At 43.8% G+C, this 24,834-nt stretch carries 19 protein-coding genes and 2 pseudogenes; 10 read left to right on the top strand and 11 right to left on the bottom strand.

Going from position 1 to position 24,834, the window contains the following annotated elements; translation table 11 throughout:
• Positions 1 to 139: 139 nt before the first annotated feature.
• Positions 140 to 904 (bottom strand): annotated as a pseudogene (locus tag IM473_RS13795) (O-linked N-acetylglucosamine transferase, SPINDLY family protein); the annotation flags it as partial.
• A 301-nt stretch (positions 905 to 1,205) separates the two neighbouring features.
• Positions 1,206 to 1,688 carry a c-type cytochrome gene (locus IM473_RS13790; RefSeq protein WP_407069740.1) on the bottom strand — a complete coding sequence of 161 codons (483 nt, stop codon included), beginning with the start codon at positions 1,686 to 1,688 and terminating at the stop codon, positions 1,206 to 1,208.
• A 28-nt stretch (positions 1,689 to 1,716) separates the two neighbouring features.
• Here IM473_RS13790 and IM473_RS13785 point away from each other — a divergent pair, with 28 nt between their 5' ends.
• Positions 1,717 to 2,778: a mechanosensitive ion channel family protein gene (locus IM473_RS13785; protein WP_002782514.1), complete on the top strand. Its 1,062-nt coding sequence runs from the start codon at positions 1,717 to 1,719 to the stop codon at positions 2,776 to 2,778.
• Positions 2,779 to 2,822: 44 nt separating this feature from the next.
• On the opposite strand, the gene IM473_RS13780 is transcribed toward IM473_RS13785, so the two are convergent.
• The 3 genes from IM473_RS13780 to IM473_RS13770 form a co-directional block, all read right to left on the bottom strand.
• Complete coding sequence (locus IM473_RS13780) at positions 2,823 to 3,503, bottom strand: GerMN domain-containing protein (protein WP_287659204.1); 681 nt, start codon at positions 3,501 to 3,503, stop codon at positions 2,823 to 2,825.
• Positions 3,504 to 3,828: 325 nt separating this feature from the next.
• Positions 3,829 to 4,626 carry an LmeA family phospholipid-binding protein gene (locus tag IM473_RS13775; protein ID WP_287659202.1) on the bottom strand — a complete coding sequence of 266 codons (798 nt, stop codon included), beginning with the start codon at positions 4,624 to 4,626 and terminating at the stop codon, positions 3,829 to 3,831.
• A 7-nt stretch (positions 4,627 to 4,633) separates the two neighbouring features.
• The gene (locus IM473_RS13770) at positions 4,634 to 4,876 is read right to left on the bottom strand and encodes a hypothetical protein (protein WP_287659201.1); all 243 of its coding nucleotides are present in this window, start codon (positions 4,874 to 4,876) and stop codon (positions 4,634 to 4,636) included.
• A 121-nt stretch (positions 4,877 to 4,997) separates the two neighbouring features.
• On the opposite strand from IM473_RS13770, the gene IM473_RS13765 reads away from it, so the two are divergent.
• The 6 genes from IM473_RS13765 (at position 4,998) to IM473_RS13740 (ending at position 13,684) form a co-directional block, all read left to right on the top strand.
• Entirely contained in the window at positions 4,998 to 6,962 is a 1,965-nt protein-coding gene (locus IM473_RS13765; RefSeq protein ID WP_287659199.1) for an FAD-dependent monooxygenase family protein, read from the top strand.
• Between the two features lie 869 nt (positions 6,963 to 7,831).
• Positions 7,832 to 9,646 (top strand): ABC transporter ATP-binding protein, encoded by a 1,815-nt coding sequence (locus IM473_RS13760; RefSeq protein ID WP_287659198.1) that lies wholly within the window; start codon positions 7,832 to 7,834, stop codon positions 9,644 to 9,646.
• Positions 9,647 to 9,704: 58 nt separating this feature from the next.
• Positions 9,705 to 10,082 carry a hemolysin XhlA family protein gene (locus IM473_RS13755; RefSeq protein ID WP_287659197.1) on the top strand — a complete coding sequence of 126 codons (378 nt, stop codon included), beginning with the start codon at positions 9,705 to 9,707 and terminating at the stop codon, positions 10,080 to 10,082.
• A 213-nt stretch (positions 10,083 to 10,295) separates the two neighbouring features.
• Complete coding sequence (locus IM473_RS13750) at positions 10,296 to 11,240, top strand: HNH endonuclease (RefSeq protein ID WP_287659196.1); 945 nt, start codon at positions 10,296 to 10,298, stop codon at positions 11,238 to 11,240.
• 4 nt (positions 11,241 to 11,244) lie between these two features.
• The gene (gene dndC, locus IM473_RS13745; RefSeq protein ID WP_287659195.1) at positions 11,245 to 12,897 is read left to right on the top strand and encodes a DNA phosphorothioation system sulfurtransferase DndC; all 1,653 of its coding nucleotides are present in this window, start codon (positions 11,245 to 11,247) and stop codon (positions 12,895 to 12,897) included.
• A 70-nt stretch (positions 12,898 to 12,967) separates the two neighbouring features.
• Positions 12,968 to 13,684 carry a M15 family metallopeptidase gene (locus IM473_RS13740; RefSeq protein ID WP_287659193.1) on the top strand — a complete coding sequence of 239 codons (717 nt, stop codon included), beginning with the start codon at positions 12,968 to 12,970 and terminating at the stop codon, positions 13,682 to 13,684.
• A gap of 180 nt (positions 13,685 to 13,864) precedes the next feature.
• Here the strand turns inward: IM473_RS13740 and IM473_RS13735 are convergent, their stop codons facing one another.
• Positions 13,865 to 14,269, bottom strand: coding sequence for a response regulator (locus tag IM473_RS13735; protein WP_287659192.1), 405 nt, complete (start codon positions 14,267 to 14,269; stop codon positions 13,865 to 13,867).
• An 82-nt stretch (positions 14,270 to 14,351) separates the two neighbouring features.
• On the opposite strand from IM473_RS13735, the gene IM473_RS13730 reads away from it, so the two are divergent.
• Both IM473_RS13730 and IM473_RS13725 read left to right on the top strand, forming a co-directional pair.
• Positions 14,352 to 17,006, top strand: coding sequence for a DNA gyrase/topoisomerase IV subunit A (locus IM473_RS13730; RefSeq protein ID WP_287690491.1), 2,655 nt, complete (start codon positions 14,352 to 14,354; stop codon positions 17,004 to 17,006).
• A gap of 3 nt (positions 17,007 to 17,009) precedes the next feature.
• Positions 17,010 to 17,693 (top strand): YdcF family protein, encoded by a 684-nt coding sequence (locus tag IM473_RS13725; protein WP_287659190.1) that lies wholly within the window; start codon positions 17,010 to 17,012, stop codon positions 17,691 to 17,693.
• Positions 17,694 to 17,825: 132 nt separating this feature from the next.
• On the opposite strand, the gene kdpC is transcribed toward IM473_RS13725, so the two are convergent.
• The 5 genes from kdpC to kdpA form a co-directional block, all read right to left on the bottom strand.
• On the bottom strand, positions 17,826 to 18,470 hold the full coding sequence (gene kdpC, locus IM473_RS13720; RefSeq protein WP_287659189.1) for a K(+)-transporting ATPase subunit C: 645 nt from the start codon (positions 18,468 to 18,470) through the stop codon (positions 17,826 to 17,828).
• Between the two features lie 2 nt (positions 18,471 to 18,472).
• Entirely contained in the window at positions 18,473 to 18,679 is a 207-nt protein-coding gene (locus IM473_RS13715; RefSeq protein ID WP_287659188.1) for a potassium-transporting ATPase subunit F, read from the bottom strand.
• Positions 18,680 to 18,853: 174 nt separating this feature from the next.
• Complete coding sequence (locus IM473_RS13710) at positions 18,854 to 20,077, bottom strand: DNA cytosine methyltransferase (protein WP_287690489.1); 1,224 nt, start codon at positions 20,075 to 20,077, stop codon at positions 18,854 to 18,856.
• The gene (kdpB, locus tag IM473_RS13705; RefSeq protein WP_287659187.1) at positions 20,077 to 22,236 is read right to left on the bottom strand and encodes a potassium-transporting ATPase subunit KdpB; all 2,160 of its coding nucleotides are present in this window, start codon (positions 22,234 to 22,236) and stop codon (positions 20,077 to 20,079) included. The genes IM473_RS13710 and kdpB overlap by 1 nt, the downstream gene beginning before the upstream one ends.
• Positions 22,237 to 22,251: 15 nt before the next feature.
• Positions 22,252 to 23,997 (bottom strand): potassium-transporting ATPase subunit KdpA, encoded by a 1,746-nt coding sequence (kdpA, locus tag IM473_RS13700; protein WP_287659186.1) that lies wholly within the window; start codon positions 23,995 to 23,997, stop codon positions 22,252 to 22,254.
• A gap of 680 nt (positions 23,998 to 24,677) precedes the next feature.
• On the opposite strand from kdpA, the pseudogene IM473_RS13695 reads away from it, so the two are divergent.
• A pseudogene (locus IM473_RS13695) lies at positions 24,678 to 24,834 on the top strand (flagellar assembly protein H); the annotation flags it as partial.

Genomic DNA, 24,834 nt, shown 5'->3' with positions numbered 1-24,834 from the left:
TAATAATAATTCCTAGTAAGCTCGCTCCTATCCCTAATTCTTTCGTTAGCTTTTTGCCTAGAATTGCTAAATCTATTTCTAGCGAGAGAAGCTAGAAGCCTTTGTTGGCAAGTTTTCTAGCTCGCTTGTCCCCCTGTCAGGAAGGCAACCCTTGACAACTTGTTTTTAATTGATTAGCTACTTGCATAGCAGCAGCAAAATCTCGATTATCAAAATAACATTGATAAAGTTCAGCTAACAGATAAATTTGCTCCGGTTCTACTGCCAAACAAGTATTAATAATATCAATAGCCAATGGTCTATTATTTATGGCTAGAGAATTTACTTTAGCTTCTACTACTTTGATAAAAGTTTGTCGCTGACAGTGAGATTGAAATATTGCTTCCAAGTAAGGGACGGTTTCTGGTATCTGAGAATCGAGAAATTTTTCTAAAACTTCTACTAATAAACCTAAATCGAGACTCTGGAAATTATTTGTTTTTAACACATCGACAAATAACCAAGCTTTTAACTGCTCTTTATCGAAATAATTCAAATCAATTGCTAATAAAATAAACCGCAGTAAATTATCAATATTATCGGGACTAATCTCGCGAATATGTCCTCGAATTAACCAACTGGTTTCTAAATTGCCTAACTCTAACTGTCTTCGCGCTTCCCCATCTAAAATATTGACTAAATCTGCTGTCCACGCAGTCATTTCCTGTTCATCCCCTTGACTGAGGACGAATAACCAAGTAGTTTGTGCTTCTTCTTCCCTAGCTTCCAAAAGATAGGCTAATCCTAAATACCAATAATGACTAATTTCTAGGGGTTCTCTTTCCATCAGTTCTTGATAAAATTGGCTAACTTGCCAGAAATCCCCTTGGATAATTGCCGGTTCAACTTGGGAATGCCAAGACATAAGTATTTATCGTTAAGTGTCTCTACTAGCGTACCCAAATAGAAGCAAAATTTTTCTATATAAGTAAAATTTATCAGTCGCTCAGGGGTTGGGTTTTGGGGTGGTCACTGCGTGCGCGACGTTCGGCGACGCTCAGTCGAGTCGTTGCGGGGGGGGTTGGGGTTTTAGGGTTTTAGGGTTTTGGGGTTTTAGTTGAAATTCCCCATTCCCCCATTCCCCCACTTCCCCACCCCCACTCTCCACCCAGTTTAAATGGGTCTTAACTTACCATCAATCAATGTCGGATAAGAGTCAGTTTTTCTTAAAGATTTTCTAAATAAACCAATAAATCGGCCATAGCTTGAGAATCGGGCTGAAATTTCGGCATTGGGGGGGTTTTCCCACTAATTACCTGTTCAATCAGACTAATTCTCGATTTGCGACGGGAAACGTCCTCTAAACTCGGTCCGACGATGCCATCAGCAAACTGACCGTGACAAGCAGCACAGTTAATCTGAAAGATTTCGTAACCGCGACTGACATTACCTTGTCGGGATAACACCTCTTTAATGTAGGGATCCGACATCTTAGCCAGATGAAAAGCGATTAAAAAGGTGCTAATCAGCAACAAAACCACGATTATAACCATTAAGAATCGATAAAGCCCGAATTTTGGTTTGACTAACTGACTATTCACGAAGGCCGCCGAAGGAAAGGTGAGTTTCTCTTTACATTTTGCAACTTTTTGCCCCAAAATTCCACCGCCGCTGCTAGAGATAGGCAAATGGAGAATAATATAAGACAAAAGTGCATCTTTTTCTAACCCTCTAGCAATGAACCTATTAACCAGACTGGAAGATTGGCCCTATATTATCCTACCTATCACCATCGTCCTCAGTTTCCTGCTGTTGGGATGGCTCGTAGAAAAGCGCGTTGTCAGTCAACTTTTATCGATTGCCAGAGAAAAAAACCTGCGTTTCTCGGAAGGGGTTTTACGTTCCCTTCGTGGATTAAGCATACTTTGGTTCGGACTTTTGGGTTTAAATATTGCCCTCTCCCTTCCCAATCTTCCCCTCTTTCCTTACCTGATTCTCCTGAGCAAAAAATTGCTGCTAGTGGCTTTTTTAGCTTCAGCTACTTGGGTTATTGCTCAATTATCCGTGGAAATATTACGATTTTATACCACGGGAGATGATGGCATTTCTTCCCTAACTTCCCTATTTGAATTTCTCGCCAAAGTTCTGATTTTTAGCTGCGGTTTTTTGCTGATTTTAAGCTCGATTGGCATTTCGATAACTCCGATGCTTACTGCCTTTGGTATTGGGGGTGTTTCCCTCGGTTTAGCTCTCCAAAATACCCTAGCTAATTTAATGTCAGGGATTAATATTATCACTTCTAAAAAAGTTAGACCGGGAGATTATATTGAACTGAGAACGGGAGAAGCTGGTTATGTGCGAGATGTGGATTTAAGATGCACAGTAGTCGAAGAAATTACCAATAATCTTTTGGTTATTCCCAATGCTCAGATCATTTCTTCTAGTTTCCGTAACTATAGTTTACCAGATCACTCCCTACTGGTTCCCGTGGAAGTGGGCATTAGTTACGATAGTGACTTAGAAAAAGTCGAAAAAGTTACCCTAGAAGTTATACAAGAAATCACCCAGTTATTGCAACCTCACCTCGGTAACTATAAACCCTTGATCCTTTACCGTAAATTCGATTACTATAGCATTGTGCTAACAGTTTATCTCAAGGTGGTAGAAGAAGAGTTTTTTCAACATCTCACCATTAAACACGAATTTATTAAACTCCTACACCGACGCTATCAGCAAGAAGGAATTAAAATTCCCTATCCAATTCTTTTTCCCTATCCCCCCAGTAATCCCCCTAGTTAACCTCAATTCGCTATCGCAACCAACAATTGAAATGCGCGGACAACTTACAATTGATAATTCTCCTTAAAAAACTTACGGGTCATCGGTTGGGCCACTTCAATACCGTGGCCTTCTCCTAGTAATTCTAGGGGTTTTCCTTCCACTTGAATCCAGACTTTGGCATTGGGATCGCTGCTGGTAGTAGTATAGATGATTTGTGCCAAACGACCGATTAACATATCAGGGCCGTCATCGTTGCCAAACTCCCGCGAGAGATTAATCTTAATTCCCGTTTTATCTACTTTTAAATCAAGTAATTTAGTCCCCGGGGGAATAGTAGTCATATCCTGAGGATTGCTTGGACCAGCTAATAGAATCTTCAATACTGCTGTTAACTCTCGGTCGCGGCTATCCGCTTTTTGAACGGTAATTTCTTGGCTGACTAATTGATTACCCGTATCAGTCACTTTTAACCAATAAACCTGTCGAGTTTCCCTAACAGGAATAGCAGCAGGAGTTGCTGTCGGATTTGTCTTCACCGGACCTGGAGAAACCGGTTCAACAATTGGCGATTGACTTATCGGCGCCGGACTGGGAGATTCAATCGGGTTTTCGCTGGTTTTCTGGGAGGAAGATAGGTGATGGACGGCAAACCAAGCAGTGGCCCCACCAGCAGTAAATAAAGCGAGGCCAATACCAATCATCCAAGGTAAAGAGATTTTATCACTAGAGCGAGAACTAGGCATAATTCAGTTATCAGTTATCAGTTATCAGTTATCAGTTATCAGTTATCAGTTATCAGTTATCAGTTATCAGTTATCAGTTATCAGTTATCAGTTAAGTAGTCGTGCAAAATAAATTTCCTAGTTAAGATAGGCAAGAGGCACTCATGCAAAAGCTTTATCGAAATGTGTAATTAATTTTGCTTAGGTACTTATCAGATGTGAGTTTTAAGTGAGCAGTATTAAATAGCAGTTTCCTGGTGTCTTTTCACTGATTACTGATTACTGATTACTGATTACTGAAATATCTCCTGTTTTCCGACCGTTAAATTTAATTGGGGTTCCCCGATCAAGGCTCAATTCTGCCAAAGGCGGCTATACTCAGCTTATCATCGTCGATCTGCAATTGGAGAAGGCGGGCGATAATTCCTTGTTTCTCGAAGTTTTTTAAATCTAACTGGGTGGATATACCCTCGGCAAACCCCTTGAGAAGGCGCGAGGAGATGCGACGACCATTAAGAGTGGCTGTGGGGTCAATAAGCTCGATTTTTCGCCCCTGCACTAGCTTAAATCCCACTTCTAAGCTCCAATCGAGGCTGGCTGCTGGTTCATCTGGCCTTTGGGTCTCCAGCTGCAGTCTGAGAGCAACTCGATTATTATTAAGAAAGTTAAAATTTGCTTGACTAAGTTGATATTTTGTGCTACCAAATTCTCCCCTAGAGGGAATCAGATTATTAATCAGGGTCTGAATTTGTTCTTTGACCGCTGGCGATTGTAAAGCTTGATTAACATTAGTTTCCGTGAGGACAAGATGCAATGCCCCCGCAGCTGGTCGGCGCAAGGCGGCGGCTAAACTGCTGTTTTTTTGCTGTAATTGCCGCAAATCGAGGCTAATTGGCTCAGTTTCTAGCTCGATCTTCTCAATGCGAACACCAGCAAGGGGATAAATTCCCCGTGCAGAAATGCGAACTCGATCGATTTTGCCTTGCAGAGCCTGATAATTGGGAGTATTATCGACCCTGACGGCTAATTGTTCCACTTTTTGGACTTGGGAGCGAAGGGTATCGGCTAAAACCCGATCGATAATTGCCCCTGCGGGAGTTAACAGGGTCAAAACACTAGCGAGAGTGATTGTTAGCCATTCCATCGCTCAATTACACCCATCCAGCTAAATTTTGCCAAGCATTAGTCAAAAGCTGACTTAACCAACGTCGTTGCACTTGATCTAAAACCTGGTCTTCTGCGAGAATTTCTTCAGTCAGATCATCGAGAGATTGACCCTGAGCGCGGGCCATTCTAATAATTCCCGCAATCACGGCAGCGATCATCTCCTCATCGACGGGACGCTGTCGGAGGGCGGCAATTTCTTCGGGGGTAGTCGGGATGGGATAATTCATAATCAGATGGGGTAGGCTTTGTATTAATCTGGGTATGTAAAGTTTTTTAAACTTTTTTCAGAAAACTTTTTGTGTAGTCTAGCGTAATCAGACGATTTTTGGGTTTAACAACTAAATCAAGATGAAAGAAATACTTTACAGAGAAATTCCGACTCCTGACTCGATCGCCGTTTGTCAGTGGTTACAATCCGATTGGCAACCCGCAAATGGTGTTAAGACAAATACACCTAACGGGGTGAGATTGCGCTTATCGGAGGCGATCGAATTGTCGATCTTTGTCTGGACGCTGCAACGGACTACTTATTTAAAAGTTTTCCGCTGGGGTGAGCGATCGCATGGTCAAGAGACATCCCTAACTCGGCAGCTCGATCGAGCTTTACAAAAGCGTTTTCTGCTGCAGTATAACACGATACCAAACATCGATCGAAAAAATCACTCAATTTTTACAGCTTTAGAAGCGGACTATCCCCTAACGGTTCACTACTTCCGCAAAATGCCGCAAGGGGAGGCGGATTTAGAACGTTTGTACTGGTGGGAAAAACGTTGGCGCGACAGTGCCAAAAATCCCCAACAACCGCAGCCGGTAATTTTCTCTAGCAGCGAGGAAAATGATCATCCCATCGCCTACGACTTAATTTATATTGGTGGTGCCTTGGGGGCAATTCACGCCGCACAGATGGCCAAATTAGGTTATCGAGTCCTCTTAGTAGAAAGACTGCCTTTCGGACGGATGAATCGGGAATGGAATATCTCTCGATCGGAGTTTCAAAGTTTAATTAATTTAGGTCTATTTACTGCCGAAGAATTCGAGGAATTAATCTTCCAAGAATACATCGATGGCTTTAATAAGTTTTTTGATGGCAATAATCCCCCCCATCTGAAGGCGGAGATTCTCCATACTCCCACGGTTTTAAATATCGCCATTAATTCCGATAAATTGCTGCAATCCTGCGGTAAAAAATTACAGGATCATGGCGGTAAAATTCTCGATCAAACCGAATTTATTAAGGCTGATATTACCGCTAATAGTGTTACTGTCACCCTTAATCATGGTGGGAAAATTCAACAGATAAAAGGCCGTTTATTGATTGATGCTATGGGTTCCGCCTCTCCCATCGCTTGGCAATTAAACGGAGTGCGTGCCTTTGATAGTGTCTGTCCGACGGTGGGGGCAGTAGTAGAAGGATTCGATCCGGTGGTGTGGGATTCTCACTATGGCGATGTCTTAAATTCCCATGGCGATATTTCTAAAGGCAGACAACTAATTTGGGAATTATTTCCGGGGGAAGGAAAAGAATTAACCTTCTATCTATTTCACTATCATCAAGTCCATCCCGATAACCCCGGTTCTCTGTTGGAAATGTACGAAGATTTCTTTACTATTTTGCCCGAATATCGACAGTGTGACCCAGAAAAATTAACTTGGAAAAAACCAACCTTTGGTTATATACCGGGGCATTTTAGTACAGGAAAAAAAGATCGGATTGTCTCCTTTGATCGCATTTTAGCCATCGGTGATGCCGCCTCCCTGCAATCACCCTTAATTTTTACTGGGTTCGGTTCTTTGGTGCGTAATTTAGAGCGCTTAACCCATCTTTTGGATCTGGCCTTAAAACACGATTTACTAACAGCTAAAGACCTAGAAAATGTGCGGGCCTATCAAAGTAATGTGGCGGTAACTTGGTTATTTTCTAAAGGAATGATGGTTCCCACGGGAAAAACCTTACCCCCCCAAAGAATTAACGCCATGTTAAACACATTTTTCGGTTTATTGGCCGACGAACCGCCGGAGGTTTCCGAAACCTTTATTAAGGATAAAACCGATTGGTTAACCTTTAGCCGTTTAGCAATTAAAGCGGCCAGAAAAAACCCCGCTTTACTGTTATGGATAGCGGAAATGGCCGGCAGTCAGGATTTAATTCGTTGGTTGGGTTCCTATCTCGATTTTAGCCTTGATGGAGTCAAAAATCTGCTTTTTGGTTCCTGGTTTCCCCAATGGTTAAAAAACTCCCAAAGCTGGCTAGAAAAAGACAATCCCCGCCTCTGGTTAAAGTTATTGAGTTTTAATTATAGCTTAAGAAATTAGAGGATATTTATCAATTGACGCTCCCATCACCCTAAGCGCGTTAGAAATCAAAGTAGATGAATTGTTTAAGAAGTTAACACCCCCAGAGGGTTGCTTCTCTGACAGGATTTCCCCTGCTCCTTATACCATTTTTCTTTATTCGTAGCAGGTATCTTACTCCCCTCTCCCTTTCTGGGAGAGGGGTTGGGGGTGAGGGCAATTAACCATCTCTGCGATTACTTTTGAAAAATGGTATAATTTGGTATGACTAATACTAAATCGTGAGCTTTTGTCGAACGCTCAGCCGAACGCTTTAGATTCAGCTTCAAAACTTTTTACTGATTCTACCATCTTTCTCTAGGTTTGTTTATACACACCGAAACGGCGTTTGAACTGTTCATCTGATAAGTCTTGATAATCCATACTTTTGCTAATAAACATAGCAAAAGTATAGATGATTTCCTGACCTAAGATCACATTTTATTCTTTTTTCCACTTCCATCTAAAAATCGAGAAAAAAGCAACCCCACCCCATTATACCATAAAAAAATTATGCAAGAGGTCTTATGATAAAACCATAGTTAGTGAATATATTTATGAAGAGGATAGGGAAATAATTAAAATAGAAAACGATCAAACTTGGTTTAATGCTCAAAAAATCCCTAAATTATCACCTCGTTATAGTGTTGCACAACTATTAATTCCTGACCCTGATATTTATCCCGTTCGAGCAGAATTTAATAAAATTGACACATATTTGGATGAATATATTGTACAATTTCATCAAAAGTATAATGGTAACTCCAGAAAAACAATCATAAAAGTGCCGTCAGTATCTTCAGTTAGCAGTTACCAGATAGAAGTTAAAAATTGGCAATTTACTTGATGTTATGGCTTCCTTACGCGATATTCTCAGTTACTACCGCAATTATCAAAAAGCCGCCTTTTTGAGCATTGCTGCATCCAGTGTCTTTGAAATTATCGATCTGATGGTTCCCTACGCTGTCGGACAGATTATTAATGTTCTTTCTGATCAACCTTTAGATGGATTCGTCCAGTCTTTGGTCGATCGCACCATGGTTTTAACTCCCTTTGCCTCAGAAAAGTGGGTTAGTTTGGCAGTATTATTAGGCTTAATTTTCCTAACCACGGTAATTAAAGCACCAATTCAGCCTTGGGTGGGTGTATGGTTTCACTGGGAAATATCCTTAAGAGCGCGACGAGATCATCTCGGAAAAATTATTGCCAAAATTCTCACCTTACCCCTATCTTTTTATGATGAAAATAATCCTGGACGCATCGCTAACCGGATCGCCAAAGGGATAGAAAATCATACTTGGACTTATCCTGAAGTGGCGGGAATGATGATCCCAAAATTGTTTAGAGTTTTGGGTATCTTTATTGTTATTTGGGTAATTCAATGGCAGATCGCCCTTGCTTTTCTTATTTCTTTTGTATTAATTCTAGTTTTTATTGTCAGAGATTTAAAAGATTTAATGCAAAAAGAGAGAATTCTTGATCGGCACATTGAAAATACCCAAAGTCGCAATTCTGAGATTATTACTAATATCAAAACTGTCAAAGCTTTTGCCACAGAAGGACAGGAATTATATCGTCAAAAACAGCGTTTAGAGAGAGAATTTACCTACGTTATCTATCGCATTCATAAGGGTTATGTGGACTTAATTACTTGGGAAAAAACCCTCGTCCAAGCTAGTTTATTTGGAGTATTTTTCTTTACTCTCCTAGCTACCGTTCAACAGAAAATCTCGATCGGGCATTTTATCACCACCTATACCCTCGCTAGTATGGCCTATGCGGAATTAGATCCCCTATCCCAAATGGCAGAAACTTTCGCCCGTCGCTATGCTTCTATGGCACGTTTACAGGAATTTATCAACTTACCCAGTGGCACTGATGCAGGTAGTCTTTTAGCCGATCATGCTCAACATAATCCCTATCATTTTACGGGGAAAGTAGAATTAAGTAATCTCAGTTTTGGCTATAGTCCAGAAAGAACCATTCTCAAGGATATTAATCTACTGATTGAACCCTATCAAACCGTGGCATTAGTGGGAAAATCAGGTTCAGGAAAATCCACGTTAGTTAAGTTACTTTTCCGCTATTTTGAACCGAATCAAGGACAAATTCTGATGGATGGCGAGGATATTCGTCGCTTAGATGTGACTTGGTATCGGCGCCGGTTAGCGATTGTCCATCAAGAAGTAGATGTTTTTAATGGTACGGTGTTAGAAAATCTCACCTATGGTAATCCTAATATTAGCTTCGAGAAGGTAGCAGAAGCCTGTAAAATTGCCCGTGTCGATGAATTTATCCACGAATTACCTAATGGTTATTCCACTATTGTAGGGGAAAGGGGTGTGCGTCTTTCGGGGGGACAAAGACAGCGTTTAGGAATTGCTAGGGCCTTAATTGTTGATCCAGATGTGTTAGTTTTTGATGAGGCCACTTCTAGCTTAGATTATGAGTCAGAAAGAGCCATTCAACTAGCCATGAAATCCATCTTAGGCACTCGCACCACAATTATTATCGCCCACCGTCTCAGTACCGTTCGAGAAGCTGATAAAATTGTCGTCTTGGATAATGGTCGCATTGTCGAGATCGGTAGCCATGATCAATTATTAAATCAGCAGGGAATCTATCAGCGTCTCCACTCTTTACAAGAAAGCGGTGAACTGGTTTAGCCTTAAAATAGTCCCCGATAGCGGACTGAGAAAATATGATCTAATGGAAGTTGATACTATGTCTAACGAAACCGTTACCTATTCCCTAGAAGCTGTTTTGACGAGGATTGAGGGGAAAATTGACAATCTCCAAAAAGATGTTGACCAAAAATTTGAAACTCTCCAAAAGGATTTTAACCAAAAATTTGACAGTTTCCAAAAAGATGTTGACCAAAAATTTGACAAAATCGACGAACGGTTAAATAAGCTAGAGGTAGGACAGGCAAAGTTAACCGAAAAGGTTGAGGGAATCGATAATCGCCTAAAATCAGTGGAAGGAACCCAAAAAAATCAGGTTTGGACATTGATTATTCTTTTGGCAAGTGCGGTCGCCTACGGCGCGGCGAAGCCGACCGCTACTGCTGGTTGGAAAGTATTTTTTTCAGGTAATCCCTAGAATTAACCTGTGGCTATTATTAGGTTAACTACTCTCCCAGAAGCCCGATTGTTTAGTGCATATGTTCTATATTTGCGATCGCTCGTCAGCCGCGATCGATCGATGTTATTATGACTATCTCTTTAGGCTTTCTATATTTTTCCCCTCGGTGGGGTGTTTTTCTGTATGCTGGTAATAGTTTCCTTTTTTTAGCCACATATCTCCCCCCCCCCTATGGTCGATAGTCTTCCCCTCCGCAATTTAAAATATTATTGTGAAAGATTCGCCTCTTTGAATGTCAGTAAAAAAAGAGGTAACGCTCAATATAAACCAATTTTACTTTTATCAGTTATCGATCTAATTTCACAGGGATTAATCACGGAAAATAAAATTTTTGTTTCTGATGAATTAATTAATACATTTAATAAATACTGGAATGTTTTATCATCTCAATATGATGGAGGTTTTCATTATCCATTCTTCCATTTACAAAGCGAAGGATTCTGGTATTTAAGATTAAAGCAAGATTTTAATGGGCTACAGCCAAAGTCAATGAACAAACTCAAATTAGCTGTAGAATATGCGTTTTTAGATGAGGAATTATATGATTTGCTTCAAGATCAAAATTATCGTCAAGAATTAATAGACACTTTAATCTCAGTATGGTTTTCATCATCTCAAAAAGAAATTAGTGAAATATTGACTATTAATACTAATTTGCAGGATGTAAGTACGGAAGAATTATCAATATTCGATAATGTAGAACAGGAGAAAAAATTCTATCTACGAAAATCTTTAATAAGAAGTGCTTTTTTTCGTAAAGCAGTCGTTTATATATATAATTATCAATGCTCTTTTTGCGGTCTTAAAGTCAACCACTCCTTGACACAAAGTATTGTCGATGGCGCACATATCAAACCTTTTGCTAAATTCTATAATAACCAGATAAACAACGGTTTATCTCTTTGTAAAAATCATCATTGGGCATTTGATCAAGGATTATTCACAATTGATGATCAATACAAAATTATTATCACAAAAGATTTTGAAGAAGTTTCACCGAACGCAAAGTCTATAAAAGATTTTCATGGTGAGAATCTTTTACTGCCTGATAATAACGAATATCTGCCTAATCTTGAATCCGTAAAATGGCATAGAGATAATATATTTAAAGGTTAAATTTATGAGAAATAATGTTATTTTTGGTGAGCAAACACAGATAAGTATTTTTCCTTCTAGAACTGTTGAAGACTTTGTTATAGACATTGAAATAATTACGAAAGAAATTCAAAATTTGTATCTTTCTAACAGTATTCCATTTGTTATAGGTTACTCAGGCGGAAAAGATAGTAGTGCTGTTGTTCAATTAATTTGGAATGCAATCAGCAAGCTTTCCATTGAGGAGCGTCATAAAAAAATTTATGTAATGACTACAGATACTCAAGTTGAAAATCCTCTTGTATCTACTTGGGTTAAGCAATCTTTAGCCAGAATGAAAAATGAAGCTAAAATGCAGCAGATGCCTGTAGAACCTTATTTATTACGCCCAGAAATAAAAGATACTTTTTGGACTTGTTTAATTGGTAAAGGCTATCCTGCACCTCGTCATGGATTTCGTTGGTGTACTGAAAGACTGAAGATAACACCAACAAATCATTTTATTCGTCAGCAAATTCGAGAAAATGGTGAAGTTATTCTTATGCTTGGTACAAGAAAGGCTGAGAGTAGTAAACGTGCTTCAACAATGAATAAATATGAAATTAATATTTTTCAAGAACAACTTAATCTTAAGGAGAATATTAGTAAACCATTGCGCTATAGTGGTAGCCTTCCCAATGCAATTATTTATAGTCCCATAGAAGATTGGCGTACTGATGAGGTATGGCTGTACTTAATGCAGTGGGAAAATCCCTGGGGAGGAGATAACAAAGAATTATTAGCAATGTATCGAGGAGCGACTGCGGATAATGAATGTCCTTTAGTGGTAGATACTTCCACTCCTAGCTGTGGAGATTCGCGCTTAGGTTGTTGGGTGTGTACGTTGGTGAATAAAGATAAATCCATGGAGGCAATGATACAGAATGACCAAGAAAAAGAATGGTTACAACCACTTTTAGACCTTCGCAACGAATTAGATATAGAAGATGACCGACCAAAACGGGATTTTCGCCGTATCTTTGGGAAAGTACAATTATTTGAAAGAAACTTAAATGGAGAAATATCGATCGAACCCATACCGGGACCCTATACTAAAAAATGGCGGGAATATTGGCTGAGAAGGGTATTAGAGGCTCAGGAGAGCGTGCGTACTAATGCGCCAGAGGATATGAAAGATATTACCCTAATTACCACGGAGGAACTCAGCGAAATTCGTCGGATTTGGAGGGAAGAAAAGCACGAATTTGATGACCAATTACCGAAGATTTATAAACAAGTGACTGGAGAAACTTTTCAAGACCCGCGACCGGGAGCGGATAATAATCTTTTGGGGAGTGAAGAATGGGATATACTCGCGGATATCTGTGCCGAGGATTCCATGCACCTAGAATTATTGGCTAAACTAATCGATACGGAACGTCAATATTTTCTAAAAATCTCTCGCAAGGGTATTTACAAAGACCTAGAAAAATGCTTTGAGTCTAGTTCTCGTAGTAAAGAGGAAGCGATCGAAAATGCTCGTTATGTCTATGATCTAAAGAATGCCGCTCAAAGTGGCAATATTGCTCAGGTGAAAGAACAACTCAAGGAGAGTTTTAGTGAACCGGAAAAGGACCAGCAAAAACAGTTAACTTGGGCCAGTATGAAATTCCCTACAACCGATGAGGAGGAAGAATAACGGGTTTATTTTACCCGTAAACTGGCGATCGAGTTGACCATCAATAAAATTACTGTTTCCCGACGACGAGATGAAACCCTACCAAAAAATTCCTATTCGTGAATGTGGGGAACCCCTAGTACCTATACCCGCAGATAAGTTTGTTATACCTTCTCCCCACGCTTACGAGAAATTAGGGGCTAATTATCGGGGTAAATCTCCCTATTTTTTGCGACAAGGGGTGTTAAATCCCCTGATTGACGCTCAAAACCGTCTGCAAGTCTATCAACCCGGTTGGCAAATTTTGATTTTTGATGCCTATCGACCGGTGGAAGTGCAACAATTTATGGTTGATTATACTTTTCAGACTCTCCTAGACACAAGAGGATTAGCCAAAGAGAAACTATCGAAGGCAGAAAGTCAAGCAATTTTAACAGAAGTTTACACTATTTGGGCAATTCCCAGTGATAATGCCGCCACCCCGCCACCCCATAGTACCGGAGCGGCGATCGATATTACCCTAGTGGATGAGAAGGGACAAGCCATCGACATGGGTGGAGAAATCGATGAGATCGGAGAGCGATCGCATCCCGATTATTATATCGCCGCAAAAAGCCCGCAAGAACAGAGCTATCATCAAAAACGAGTTTTATTGGCTAAAGTGATGGAGGAGGCGGGATTTAGCCGACATAAGGGGGAATGGTGGCATTTTTCCCTAGGGGATCAGATGTGGGCCTGGTCGCTCGATCGACCCTACGCCATCTATGGCAGAGTTGAGGATCAGGGAGATAAGCTAAGACGCATTTAAAGCACTTATTCTTAAGATTAGCCGAATCTCCCCCAATCCCTTTACTGTTGCCTCTTGCCTCTTGCCTCTTGCCTCGTCTCAACAAGCAATTTAAATGCTTAACAGCTTAGCTGTTAGGAGTAAACTGAAAGCAGCTGGTCTAGATAAATACTGATATACTAACAAAAGAAGACTCAAAGCTTAGACCGGCTTCTGATCGACGATCGCCAAAATTTGATCAACAAAAGCTTGGTGATCAACCACCGGTTTAGAAATATAACCATCGGCCCGACTCTGCTTGAGAAAATTCTCTCGATCGCCTTCCATAGCGTGAGCAGTGACGAGAATAACGGGTAAATCGGCGGTTTCGGGGTTAGCTTTGAGAATTTGGCTGATTTTAATGCCATCTACCGCTTTCCCTTCATAGACACTATGGGAGAGGGAGACATCCATTAAGATCACGTCCGCTTTCTTGTCCCGAGCAATACGAAGCACTTCTTCCACGTCTTCAGTCCCTTTGACCTCTAGACCACCTCGTTTGGTCAAAATTTTGGCAAAAACGCGAAAATTTATCGGGTCGTCTTCTACAATCAAAACAGTCGTCATAGGGATGCTCAGGGATAAACAAGGTTAAAACGGGCAAAATGCCTTATGATTCACAGCTAGACAGATTGAAAACGAGAGACTCATGGCCAAACAACTGGATTTCTTAGCTAGTGGTCAAATTATACCCACGGCTTTACACCAAGAGATGGAACGCTCCTATCTAGAATATGCCATGAGTGTGATCGTGGGGCGAGCCTTGCCGGATGTACGCGATGGACTAAAACCAGTACATCGTCGCATATTATACGCTATGCACGAACTGGGTTTAACCCCCGATCGCCCTTTTCGTAAATGTGCGCGGGTGGTGGGGGATGTCTTGGGTAAATATCATCCCCACGGCGATCAGTCAGTGTACGAAGCACTGGTTCGTATGGTACAGGATTTTTCCAGTCGTTACCCACTTTTATCGGGCCATGGTAACTTTGGTTCGATCGATAACGACCCCCCGGCGGCCATGCGTTACACAGAAACCCGTTTGGCCGGCATCGGTGATCAGGCGGTTTTAGGGGGAATTAGCGAAGCTATCGTTAATTTTAGCAGTAATTTCGATAATTCTCAACAGGAACCAGTTGTTTTACCCGCTCAGTTACCGATACTCATTCTTAATGGTTGTTCTGGTATTGCGGTGGGGATGGCGACTAATATTCCTCCCCATAATTTAGGGGAAGTGGTGGAGGGTTTAATCGCTTTGATTGATAATCCCGATTTAAGCGAGGAAAAGTTAGTAGAAATTATCCCCGGGCCCGATTTTCCCACGGGAGGCGAGATTTTAGATGATACCGGCATTCGCGAGGCTTATCGCACTGGTAGGGGGATTATTCCCGTGCGCGGAGTGGCGAAAACTGAAACAATTATCATTGAGGGCAAGCGCCGCAGGGAAAGGACGGCAATTGTGGTTACTGAGTTGCCTTTTCAGGTGAATAAGGCGGCATGGATTGAAAAAATCGCCGAATTAGTCAATTTAGGGAAATTGGAGGGAATTGCCGATATCCGCGATGAAAGCAATCGCGAAGGCATTCGGGTGGTGATTGAATTAAAGCGGGAAAGTCAACCGCAGCAGGTTTTGGCGGCTTTATACCAACAAACGGCCCTACAGACTAATTTTGGGGCGATTATCCTCGCTTTGGTCGATAATCAACCCCGGCAGTTATCGTTAAAACAAGTTTTACAGGAATTCTTGCGCTTTCGAGAAACAACTCTCACCCGTCAGTATGGCGACGAGTTGCAACAGGCCAGCGATCGCTTACACCTAGTGGAGGGTTTATTATTAGCTTTGCAGAATATCGATCGAGTGGTGGATATTCTCAAAAATGCTCCCGATGGGACGACGGCTAAGTATCGTTTTCAGGCAGAATTGGGCATTAGTGACGCACAAGCTGATTCTATCTTGGCTATGCCCCTACGTCGTTTAACCGGTTTGGAAAGACAAAAGTTAGAGACGGAAGCGACGGAATTACAAACAAAAATTCAACAGTTAGAAACCCTCCTCCATAACCGTCAGGAGTTTCTCAAGTCTCTGAAAAAAGAATTGCGCTCTTTAAAGAAAAAATTCGCCGATAGCAGACGGACAAAAATTCGCACCGGCAAGTCGGGGGACAGGGGACAGGAGACAGAAGGGAAGAAACAGGATTCTGTGGTTAAAAAACAGGAGACAGGAGACAAGAGACAGGAGACAGAAGGGAAGAAACAGGATTCTGTGGTTAAAAAACAGGAGACAGGAGACAAGAGACAGGAGACAGAAGGGAAGAAACAGGATTCTGTGGTTAAAAAACAGGAGAATAAAGTCAAGAAAAAGTCTGAGAGTGAGAATACACCGAGTTTAAGCCTATTTACGCCCCAAGACCCCCCAGAAAATGCGATTTTATTGCTTGATGCCGAAGATAAAATTAGTTGGACGACGCCGGAAGAGCGAGCGCCGGACCGGGGTTTAATTATCTATCAACAGGCGATCGAAAAACGGGAAAATTTCCTAGTTATCCTCGATAATGCCAAAGCTTACCCGATTACGACCAGGGAAGTCCCCCCGCAAGGGAATCAACCGGTGTTAATCGACCGTCTGCTGACCAAAACCGCCCAAAAAGAGTCAGAAGCCGTGTTAAATCAATTTTTCTTGACAGAACCTCAAAAAAATCAAGAATTGCTTTTACTGAGTCAACAGGGGCGAATAAAGCGGCTTCCCATCGATGAATTAGAGGGGGTTGGTAGTCGGGGTTTGTCCCTGATGAAATTGAAAGAAGACGATCGCCTATATGGTGCTATTTTTACTCACGAGGGCCTCGACTTAGCGATCGCCACCAGCAGCGGTCGGGTGTTGCGTTATCCCGTGCGAGAGGAATTATTGCCAATGATGAGTAAATCCGCTCAGGGTTTAGCAATTTTGCGATTGCGCTACGGGGAACATCTAGCCGGCTGTGTTTCTCTCCCCCATCGGGAAAATCTGCTGCTGATTTCGGGATTAGGTTACGGAAAAAGACTGGCGATCGAGAATTTACGTCTATCACAATTAGGCGATCTTGGTTCACCCGCTTTACAATTCGTCAACAAACAGGATAGTTTAGCGGCTATGGTAGCGGCGCAGGCGGGGAGTATAGTGTTATTAAGTACCAATCAGAATCGAAAACTGCCCTTAGAGGTGGAAACTGTGACAGTTACGGGTAAAGACGGGACAGGTTCACAATTAGTCAAACTCAACCCCGCAGAAAAAATTATCAAAGCACAATTGTTACACCGTCTCTAAACAATGGCGAAAAAACCGAAAAATGTTGCGCGTAAACACCGAAATTGGCAAAGATGGTTAAAACTAACTCTGGTGGCAGTTTTTGGGTTTATTATCCTTAATTTAGCGATTAATTTAGCCATCCGCTGGCCAATTAATCAACAAAAACCCGTTGAGGCCATCTTAGTTTTGGGGGGCAGCATTCGTCGGGAAATTTATGTAGCCAATCTAGCCCAGCAATACCCCGATATACCGATTTTAATTTCCCAAGGCTCGGAAGACCCCTGTATTTTATTACTATTTGAACAGGCAAAAGCACCAAAAACTAACGTCTGGTTAGAAAAGTGTGCCGATTCTACCTTCGGCAATTTTTTCTTTGCTGTGCCAATTTTAAAACAATGGGGAGTACATAAAGTAAAAGTTGTCACCTCTCCTACTCATTTACCTCGCGCTCAATGGTTAGCAGAAATTCACTTGCAATCCCACGGTATAGCAGTAGAAATCGATGCAGTCAGAGAAATTGGTATTCCGGGTAATCAGGAATCAAAGCTAAAAACTGGATTAGATGTGACTAGAAGTATAATTTGGGCTTTTGTGGGACAATTAATCTATCCCCCCTGTTGGCAAGTCATTCCCTTAAATTCCGTTGATTTAGAAGCTTGGCACGATGAAGGTTTTAAATGTGAATCCCAAGGTAAGATCAGGTAAACAATCCTCTCCCAGTTAGTTTTTTAGCGGCTGCATCCCATTTTTGTAAATCTACTAACTTGGGGTTTTTAAAGGCAAACTCTCTCTTCCCACTTGCCTATACCTTTTAAACAGGATTTAGTATCAGAAACCCTATCGGGTATTGGCGATCGCATCTAGAGCCAAATTCAGTTTCAGCAGGTTAACCCCCGGTTCGCCGAAGATGCCGAGAAAGCGACCATCGGTGTTTTTGGTAACGAGGATCTCCACTTGATTCGTCGGTAATCCCCTCACCCGCGCCACCCGATCGATCTGCGCTCTGGCGGCTTCCGGGGTGATGTGGGGATCGAGACTCGATCCGGAGGTATATACTAGATCCGCGGTGGGTTTAATTGCCGCTTTCTCTAATCGGGGAATCTCCCCCTCTACAGCTTTCGCTGGATCGGGATTGGGTTTTCCTTTAATTCGCTCGATCAACACGGGGTTACTGGGGGCCAGGTTACTCGCTCCCGAAATCCCGGTTTGCAGGACTTTGTTAGGATCATTTTTCGGATCAGCTGTACTGTAGGCGGTGGTACTCGGACGACTATTGAAATAGCGATCGCTGGTGAAAGGTTGCCCAATTAGAGCCGAACCCACCACTTGACCTTGATTATTGGTGATCAAACTCCCGTTTGCTTGCCGGGGAAAAAGAATTTGACCGATGGCGATCATCGAGAAAGGATAGATCAGCGCAGTGATCACCCAGAGAACTAGGGTAGAACGGATGGCTCTACCGGCCTCGCGTGCAAAACTCATGATTAAAACCTCTCTGGTACAAAGATGACAAGGAATAGGTAGATAAATAAAGCAAAGGCGACTAATCCTAAAAGGGTTAACGCAGAAGCTTGCCACCTATCGATAGTGCTTCCCGTAGAAGCTTGAACGATGGAGGAGAAAAGAATTGTTAGACAGAAATTTAAGAAAATATACCAGAAAAATCGGTATTTTCTAAGGGATGCTTTCATAAGAATTAGAGTTTTTTGGAGATTTGTTTTTGCCAGTAAATCAAGAAAATAGCTGTGGTTGTCAAAAATTATCAGACACCCCCCTTATCAAGGGGGGATTAAGGGGGGATCGACACCCCCCTTATCAAGGGGGGATTAAGGGGGGATCAAAGACAAAATCTATTTTCAATTTAATTATAACCACTTACTTAGCTGTAGTTGTCGATAGGTTGTCTTTTTCCCCTTTTTCAATTCATAGTTAAGAATACATTGGCCTACATATCTAGCCAGATTAACAGGGACAGCATTGCCAATCATTTGTTCTAGATTAGATTTTGTTCCAGCAAAAATAAAGTCTTTAGGAAAAGTTTGGATATAGCTTCGCTCGCTCGTTGTTAACGGTCTTAATTTTTCATGAAGATGACAAGCATCACCGGGATGTTGTCGATAGGTTTTGGGAACTGGTCGATTTACTCCTCGAATAGTAGGGCTAGGTTCATAAATACTGAATATCGCCCTTCTTTGATAGCTTCTAGGATGTCTATAATAGTATTCTATATCTAATTCTTTGCCCATATAGTCAAATACAGTCAGAGGTTGACTTGATAAATTTTCATTGATTTCATCGATTAAAAAATCATCTTCTTCGTTCATTTTACCGATCAGAAAATATCTTTTTCTAGTTTGAGGAACTCCGCAGTAACAAGAATTAATAACTTTTCCAGTTAAACCATAACCATGGCTTTTAAAAATTTGTTTTGCTTGAGTGAGTATTTTACTTTTCTCAATTCTATCCACATTTTCCATAACAAACCATTGCGGACTTACTCCAGTTACAATTTCGGCGAATGTGAGCGTTAGATTCGCTCGTCCTAAACCCTCGTTTCTCTTACCGGCACTGGAAAAGTCTTGACAAGGAGGGCTGCCGACAATAATCTCAGGATTATATTGAGCCAATATTTCTTGGCTAGATTCTCTAGATAAATCGACATTAAATATCGGATGACTAAAGTTATTGCTATAGACATCTATAGCAGGTATCCAATTATCAAATGCGGCCACAATAGTAAACCCCGCTTTCTGGAAACCTAAAGATAAACCACCACAACCAGCAAATAAATCGATTGTGATCATTTTGCTCCCTCCTCTAAATTGACTCTCGAAAGCATAAAATAAATGATCGGAATCGGGAGCTAGACCGTATAACTCTTGTGTACTTAACTCCGCCGGTTGAATTTTTAAATTTTCATCAAGTTTCAGATATACATTTTTCAGTCCTTTACCATCTAAGTAAGCGCACAAAGAAGCTGGAAATGAGGAGTTAAATTGATTTTTACCCCAGGTTTCTTTTTGGCTAAAATCCCGATTCGAGTGCTTCAATCCGAATAAACTAGGCTTAAATATTGCCGATTTTCCCATTACCTCAACCCGATCGCTGAAATTATCTCATCAATAATCTTAATAGCAATAAACGGCGCAATCATGCCTCCCACGCCGTAGATGAGGATATTGCGCCGCAATAGTTGGTCGGCGGTGAGCGGGCGAAATTGAACGCCTTTAAGTGCTAGGGGAATCAAAACGGGGATAATCAGGGCATTGTAGATCAGGGCCGAGACGATCGCCGATTGAGCACTTTTCAAACCCATAATGTTTAAAGCACCGATCCCGGCAGCGGCGAAAATCGTCGGGATAATGGCGAAATACTTAGCGATATCGTTAGCTACCGAAAACGTGGTCAGGGCGCCGCGGGTAATGAGTAACTGTTTGCCGATGGTCACTAAATCGATCAGCTTGGTCGGGTCAGAATCGAGATCCACCATATTGGCAGCCTCCTTCGCCGCTTGGGTTCCGGAGTTCATCGCCACACCGACATTAGCCTGGGCCAGTGCGGGTGCGTCGTTGGTTCCGTCTCCCGTCATGGCAACTAACTTGCCCTGGGATTGCTCGCGACGGATCACCTCGATCTTATCTTCTGGGGTGGCCTCGGCGATAAAATCATCCACCCCCGCCTCCGCCGCGATCACCGCCGCCGTGATCTGGTTGTCGCCGGTGAGCATGATCGTTCTCACACCCATGCGCCGTAATTGGTCGAAACGCTCTTTTAATCCAGGCTTCACGATGTCCTTGAGATAGATCACCCCGTAGATATCGTTACCCCGACAGACGGCCAGGGGAGTCCCCCCCAAACGGGAAACCCTTTCCTGTGCCTGATCGAGGGTCTCGGGAACGGAACCACCGCGGGAACGGACGAAACCTTTAATCGCGTCTACGGCTCCCTTACGGTATTCCTCGCCGTCCCTATCGGTGCCGCTCATGCGGGTACGAGCGGAGAATTCGATTCCCTCGCCGGGTTGGCCATCGATGGAGAGGTTCGCGCCCAAATTCCGGGCTAAGGCAACGATCGAGCGTCCTTCCGGGGTTTCGTCGAAAAGGCTGGCCGCTAGACAGATGCGGGCTAATTCCTCGAGGTTATGACCGTTCACGGGGATAAATTCGTCAGCCAGCCGGTTGCCGAGGGTGATTGTTCCCGTTTTGTCGAGAAGGAGGGTATTCACGTCGCCGCAGGCTTCCACCGCGCGCCCGGAGGTGGCGATGACGTTAAACTGAGCCACACGATCCATGCCAGCGATGCCGATCGCACTCAATAAACCGCCGATCGTCGTGGGAATGAGAGCGACGAGGAGGGAGATCAAGATGGCGATACTGGAACCGGCCCGAAAAGTATCCGCGACCGCCGGCCCGAGGCTCGTGTCTAGAAAACTGGCGATATAGTTCCCGATCGAGGGAATCGTGGCCACGACAATTAAAAAGACTTGGGTTAACACGGCCAGAAGTACCGTCAGCGCGATCTCGTTGGGGGTTTTCGTGCGCTCGGCCCCTTCCACAAGGGAGATCATGCGATCGATAAAACCCTGGCCGGGATCTTGAGCGATCCGCACCGTCAACTCGTCTGAGAGAAGCCTGGTGCCGCCGGTGACGGAACTGGCGATGTCGGTGCCGGGTTGTTTGAGGACGGGGGCCGATTCTCCGGTGATCGCCGATTCATCCACCGAACCGATTCCCTCGATCACTTCCCCGTCGGCGGGAATCACGTCCCCGGCCACCAGTTTTACCCGATCGCCCCGACGCAAGGCCGTGGAACTGACCGACTCGATCGAGCCGTCGGCAAGGATTTTCCTGGCGATCGTGTCGCTGCGGGTGGAGCGCAGGGCATCGGCCTGGGCTTTTCCCCGTCCCTCGGCGATCGCCTCGGCGAAGTTGGCGAACAGCACCGTGAAGAAGAGGATGAGGGTGATGATGCCGTTAAGTAGCCGTTGTTGTCCCCTCTCCCCGGCGATCGTGCCGAATAGATGCGGGTCGATCGTCACCAGAGCCGTGACGATCGTTCCTAACCAGACCACGAACATAACCGGGTTACGCACGGCGATGCGCGGGTCGAGTTTGAGGAAGGACTGCCGGATCGCGCTTTGATAGAGACCTGTCCGGTTTACCTTGGGGGTGTGGCGGCGGTCGTCCCGGCGACCTCTCGGCACTCGCAACGGGCGGGAGGATTTAGAATTTCCTTTGTTCGTTCTCATAAATTATCCAAACTCCTAGCCGATCATCCTGGTGATTTGAAAGGCTTCCGCAATCGGCCCGAGGGCTAATATCGGCAAGAAAGTGAGCGCACCGAGAATTAAAATCACCCCCGCCGTCACGCCGGTAAAGAGTCCGGTATCGGTGCGGAGGGTTCCGGTGGTGGCGGGAACCGGTTGTTTGCGGGACATCCCATCGGCTAACAAGAGCAGGGCGGCGATCGGAATATACCGTCCAGCCAGTAAACTAAAGGAGGCGCTCAGATTCCACCAGAGAGCGGTCATCGTCGGTTTCGCCCCAGATGCGATCGCAAGCGGTGCGGGTTGGGAATCCCCCAGTCCCTCGAATCCCGACCCGTTATTGGCGGCGGCGGAAGCGTACTCGTAGATAACTTGAGATAATCCGTGAAAGCCGGGGTTACTGATGCCTTGAAAGTCGGGAAAGGCAAGGGCGATCGCTCCGGGGATGAGGATGGCGATCGGGTGAACCAGCAGAATTAAAAAACTCGCTAACACCACTTCCCGCTTCTCGATTTTGCGCCCCAGGAATTCCGGGGTTCGTCCCACCATTAGCCCAGTGACGAATACCGCCAGGATCAGATAGGCAAACAGGTAGGCGGTGCCTGTTCCCTGGCCGCCGAAGACGATTTGCAGGAACAGATTCGAGAGGGTGGCGAAGCCGCCGTTCGGCATCAAGGAATCGTGCATGGCGATCACCGCACCGCACATGGTGGCCGTGGTAGTTACTGCGTACAGGGCCGATTGCGCCCAACCGAAGCGTACTTCTTTACCCTCGAAGTTAACCGCTCGATCGACCCCTAGCAGGGAGTTAACCGCCTGGTTGCCGTTATATTCTCCGATCGCTGTGATGATCGTAAAGCCGATGAAGATACCGAGGGGAATTAGATAGATTAACCGCGCTTGCTTGAGATTATCGGCGAAAACCCCGTAGGTATAGATCAGGGAGGTGGGAATCGAGAGAATCGCTACCAACTGCACCAGATTGACGAATCCGTTCGGGTTTTCCAAGGGGTGGGCCGAGTTGCTGGCAAAAAAGCCGCCGCCGTTTTCTCCCAATTCCTTAATAATCTCGAAGTGGGCCACTGGACCGCGGGCGATCGCCTGACTGAGGTTGGGGTTTTCTAGCGTCGGCAAGATCGCCGGGCCAGCGAGGGTTTCCGGGACTCCGGCGATGATCAGGGCAATTGCCCCCACGATCGAGATCGGTAAGAGGATACGGGTGATCGCTCGGATCAGATCCACATAGAAATTGCCCAACGGTCGCCCCGTCAGTCCCCGAATAAAGGCGATCCCCACCGCTAGACCGGTTCCGGCCGAAGTGAACATCTGGTAGCCAAGACCCCAGAGCTGACTCGCGTAGCTGAGGGTGGTTTCTCCGGAATAATGCTGTTGGTTGGTGTTGGTGATAAAGGAAATCGTCGTATGTAGCGTGGTGTCCCAAGAAGGGGCGGGGATCCCCGTCGGGTTGAGGGGAAGGAATCCTTGGCCCGCAATCAGGGAAAAAACCAGAATTGCCATCACCGCGTTACTGTAGAGAACGGCGCGGAGGTACTGCCAGCCGGTCATATTCTCTTTCCCTTTCACCCCGACGAAGTTGTAAAGAAGACTCTCGACTCGATCGCACAGTGGGTCGAGTAGGGTTCTCCGTTCCATGAACACCCTCGCCATATACCGCCCGAAAAAGGGGGTGATCGCCACGATTATCAGGATCGTGAGCGCGATTTGAATCCATCCTTGCAACATGGTTCGATCAACTCCGAAAAAAGGTAAGTCGAGGATCGATCGACGGATTCGACAAGCTCACCGTCCACGATCGACCGGTAAACTCAGGGGTTCGCTGTCTCGAAACCGCTTGAGAAAACCGAGTTTGTCTCATCGTTAGCGATCATTAACAAATGGATGATCGAGGGATTACTATCACCTCTGCTGGAATGATTGTAGCGATTTTTCGCGCCTTGACAATCTATATTTTTTCCGTTCGTTATCCTATCAGCTTTTACGCACTTATGCAGCAATACCGACAATCAGCAATTATCAGTGACTCCTAAGATTTTAGGTCACAAGTCGCTGAACAAACAGGAATAATTATGCAAACGCCATCGCAATTTATACAAGACATTCGCTCAATTATTAATCATGATTTATGACTTAGGGTATTAGTGATCGCCTTTTGGCAATCAGCCGCTAAAATTGTCCTTGTCTGGTGATCGCATCTTCGCCATGACAAGGAGTAAGATTGCTTCGGAGGGTTTTTAGTTGAAAGAGAAAGGTTAACAGGGAAAGTATCCCCCTCTTTTCGTAGTTCCCCCTCTCCTCGTAGGTTAGGGGGTGAGGTCATAACAATCTGCTGCCAAAACAGACTTTTCAGAATATAATAGAGAAGAGTAGTCATTCATCGCTCAGATTCGTTAAGATGATATTACATGACTAATAATATTAACCATGATCGCTTATTTAAGGAGTTAATCTCGACCTTTTTTGTCGAATTTATTGAGTTGTTTTTTCCTCAATTGATCGATTATTTAGATAGGGACTCGATTACTTTTTTAGACAAAGAAGTATTTACCGATGTCACGGAAG

The sequence above is a fragment of the Microcystis sp. M015S2 genome (assembly GCF_020245945.1).
Classification (GTDB): Bacteria; Cyanobacteriota; Cyanobacteriia; order Cyanobacteriales; family Microcystaceae; genus Microcystis.
The sequence above is the reverse complement of the archived record's forward strand: the minus strand, read 5'-3'. Positions and strand labels throughout refer to the sequence as shown.

What these genes read in the sequence shown, in the direction of transcription:
- IM473_RS13730 (WP_287690491.1), top strand. Translation starts at nt 14,352, where the DNA reads ATGGCCAAACAACTGGATTTCTTAGCTAGTGGTCAAATTATACCCACG.
- IM473_RS13775 (WP_287659202.1), bottom strand. Translation starts at nt 4,626, where the DNA reads ATGGAATGGCTAACAATCACTCTCGCTAGTGTTTTGACCCTGTTAACT.
- IM473_RS13725 (WP_287659190.1), top strand. Translation starts at nt 17,010, where the DNA reads ATGGCGAAAAAACCGAAAAATGTTGCGCGTAAACACCGAAATTGGCAA.
- IM473_RS13740 (WP_287659193.1), top strand. Translation starts at nt 12,968, where the DNA reads ATGAAACCCTACCAAAAAATTCCTATTCGTGAATGTGGGGAACCCCTA.
- kdpC (WP_287659189.1), bottom strand. Translation starts at nt 18,470, where the DNA reads ATGAGTTTTGCACGCGAGGCCGGTAGAGCCATCCGTTCTACCCTAGTT.
- IM473_RS13735 (WP_287659192.1), bottom strand. Translation starts at nt 14,269, where the DNA reads ATGACGACTGTTTTGATTGTAGAAGACGACCCGATAAATTTTCGCGTT.
- IM473_RS13710 (WP_287690489.1), bottom strand. Translation starts at nt 20,077, where the DNA reads ATGGGAAAATCGGCAATATTTAAGCCTAGTTTATTCGGATTGAAGCAC.
- IM473_RS13765 (WP_287659199.1), top strand. Translation starts at nt 4,998, where the DNA reads ATGAAAGAAATACTTTACAGAGAAATTCCGACTCCTGACTCGATCGCC.
- IM473_RS13770 (WP_287659201.1), bottom strand. Translation starts at nt 4,876, where the DNA reads ATGAATTATCCCATCCCGACTACCCCCGAAGAAATTGCCGCCCTCCGA.
- kdpB (WP_287659187.1), bottom strand. Translation starts at nt 22,236, where the DNA reads ATGAGAACGAACAAAGGAAATTCTAAATCCTCCCGCCCGTTGCGAGTG.
- IM473_RS13750 (WP_287659196.1), top strand. Translation starts at nt 10,296, where the DNA reads ATGGTCGATAGTCTTCCCCTCCGCAATTTAAAATATTATTGTGAAAGA.
- dndC (WP_287659195.1), top strand. Translation starts at nt 11,245, where the DNA reads ATGAGAAATAATGTTATTTTTGGTGAGCAAACACAGATAAGTATTTTT.
- IM473_RS13755 (WP_287659197.1), top strand. Translation starts at nt 9,705, where the DNA reads ATGTCTAACGAAACCGTTACCTATTCCCTAGAAGCTGTTTTGACGAGG.
- IM473_RS13780 (WP_287659204.1), bottom strand. Translation starts at nt 3,503, where the DNA reads ATGCCTAGTTCTCGCTCTAGTGATAAAATCTCTTTACCTTGGATGATT.
- kdpA (WP_287659186.1), bottom strand. Translation starts at nt 23,997, where the DNA reads ATGTTGCAAGGATGGATTCAAATCGCGCTCACGATCCTGATAATCGTG.
- IM473_RS13715 (WP_287659188.1), bottom strand. Translation starts at nt 18,679, where the DNA reads ATGAAAGCATCCCTTAGAAAATACCGATTTTTCTGGTATATTTTCTTA.
- IM473_RS13760 (WP_287659198.1), top strand. Translation starts at nt 7,832, where the DNA reads ATGGCTTCCTTACGCGATATTCTCAGTTACTACCGCAATTATCAAAAA.
- IM473_RS13785 (WP_002782514.1), top strand. Translation starts at nt 1,717, where the DNA reads ATGAACCTATTAACCAGACTGGAAGATTGGCCCTATATTATCCTACCT.